At 69.3% G+C, this 1947-nt stretch carries 3 protein-coding genes; all 3 read left to right on the top strand.

The genetic code is table 11. The annotated features are described in order from the left end of the window. On the top strand, positions 1–216 hold a 216-nt coding region (locus tag FKP22_RS32985; RefSeq protein ID WP_170201158.1), incomplete at its 5' end, for a hypothetical protein. 2 nt (positions 217–218) lie between these two features. Beyond that, entirely contained in the window at positions 219–1310 is a 1092-nt protein-coding gene (locus tag FKP22_RS28705) for an ATP-binding protein (RefSeq protein ID WP_141291532.1), read from the top strand. Between the two features lie 10 nt (positions 1311–1320). Next, the coding region (locus FKP22_RS28710) for a DUF5682 family protein (RefSeq protein ID WP_233446994.1) at positions 1321–1947 on the top strand (627 nt) is incomplete at its 3' end.

Genomic DNA, 1947 nt, shown 5'->3' on the forward strand with positions numbered 1-1947 from the left:
CTGCTGCCGCGCCTGCAAGGCCAGGCGCTGCGCGACGACTACGCGCTGCGCGCCCTGCTGCCCGAGCTGTGCTGCGCGCTGCACCAGGATGCCTTGCCAGCGCTGGCCCAGGTGCCTCGCCAGGCAGACGAAACCCCTTCCATTGCCCAGGCGCTGCAGACCATGATGCAAGTCATCGCCGCGCGCCAGGCCTTCCATTCCTTGACCCGGACCTGAACATGACCGCCACGACCGCACAGGTGATGCGCCAGCACGCCGAACAGCAGTTCGCCGAAGAGCTGGCCGAGCTGGCCAAGGCCGACGACCGCGCCCGACCCGAGAACTGGGCGCTGTCGCCCTGGGCCGTCGTGCGCTACCTGATGGGCGGCACGCTGGACAACGGCTTTGCCGTCAGCCCCAAGTACATCGGCAGCCCGCGGCTGATGGAGATTGCCGTGGCCACGCTGGCGACCGACCGCGCGCTGCTGCTCTACGGCGTGCCGGGCACCGCCAAGTCCTGGGTCTCGGAGCACCTGGCCGCGGCCATCAGCGGCGACTCCACGCTGCTGATCCAGGGCACCGCCGGCACCAGCGAAGAGCAGCTGCGCTACGGCTGGAACTACGCCCAGCTGCTGGCCAACGGCCCGTCGGAAAAGGCGCTGGTGCCCAGCCCGATGATGCAGGCCATGCGCCTGGGCAAGATCGCCCGCGTCGAGGAGCTCACGCGCATTCCGGCCGACGTGCAGGACAGCCTGATCACCGTGCTGTCGGAAAAGACGCTGCCCATCCCCGAGCTGGCCAGCGAGGTGCAGGCGGTGCGCGGCTTCAGCGTGATCGCCACCGCGAACAACCGCGACAAGGGCGTCAACGAACTCTCGGCCGCGCTGAAGCGGCGCTTCAACACCGTCGTGCTGCCGGTGCCGGCCAGCGAGGAAGACGAGGTGGCCATCGTCGTCAAGCGCGTGGCCGAGATGGGCCGCGCGCTGCAGCTGCCGGCCGAGCCGCCGGCGCTGAAGGAAGTGCGCCGCATCGTGCAGATCTTCCGCGAGCTTCGCAATGGCAAGACCGAGGACGGCAAGACGCAGATCAAGTCGCCCACGTCCACGCTGTCCACCGCCGAGGCGATCTCGGTGATCAACAGCGGCCTGGCGCTGGCCGGCCACTTCGGCGACGGCGTGCTGCGCCCGCACGACATGGCCGCCGGCCTGATCGGCGCCGTGGTGAAGGACCCGGTGCAGGACAGCGTGGTGTGGAACGAGTACCTGGAGACGGTGATGAAGGAGCGGGCGGACTGGAAGGACCTGTACCGCGCGTTCCGGGACGTTTCCTGACTTCCCGCCAATGAGCGCGAGCCCGCATTACTTTGGGATCAGGCACCACGGACCGGGCAGCGCCCGCAGTTTGCTGCGCGCGTTCGAGGCCCTGCAGCCGGACTGTGTGCTGGTCGAAGGCCCACCCGAAGCAGAAGGCGTGCTGAGCGCGGTGCTGGCCGAAGGCATGCAGCCGCCGGTGGCGCTGCTGAGCTACTGCCCGGACGCGCCGCGCCAGGCCGTCTACCACCCGTTCGCCGAGTTTTCGCCGGAGTGGCAGGCCCTGCGCTGGGGGCTGACCGCCGGCGTGCCGGCACGTTTCATCGACCTGCCGCTGGTGCATGGGCTGGCGATGGAGAAGGCGGAACAGGATGCCGCAGCGCAGGAGGTGGCAGAACCCACTTCCGACATTGAGAAACCTGAATCTGGCGATGCGCCGGAGCCGGGCGATCCGCTGACCTGGCTGGCGCACGCGGCTGGTTATGCCGACGGCGAAAGCTGGTGGAACCACATGGTCGAAGAGCGTGGCGACGGAGAGCAGCTGTTCGTGGCGATCAGCGAAGCCATGACCACGCTGCGCGCCGAGACGCCTGAGCGCCACCGCAGCGAAGCCGACGCGCGCCGCGAAGCCCTGCGCGAGGCGCACATGCGCCAGTGC

This window comes from Ideonella azotifigens, assembly GCF_006519715.1.
Taxonomy (GTDB): Bacteria; Pseudomonadota; Gammaproteobacteria; order Burkholderiales; family Burkholderiaceae_C; genus Ideonella; species Ideonella azotifigens.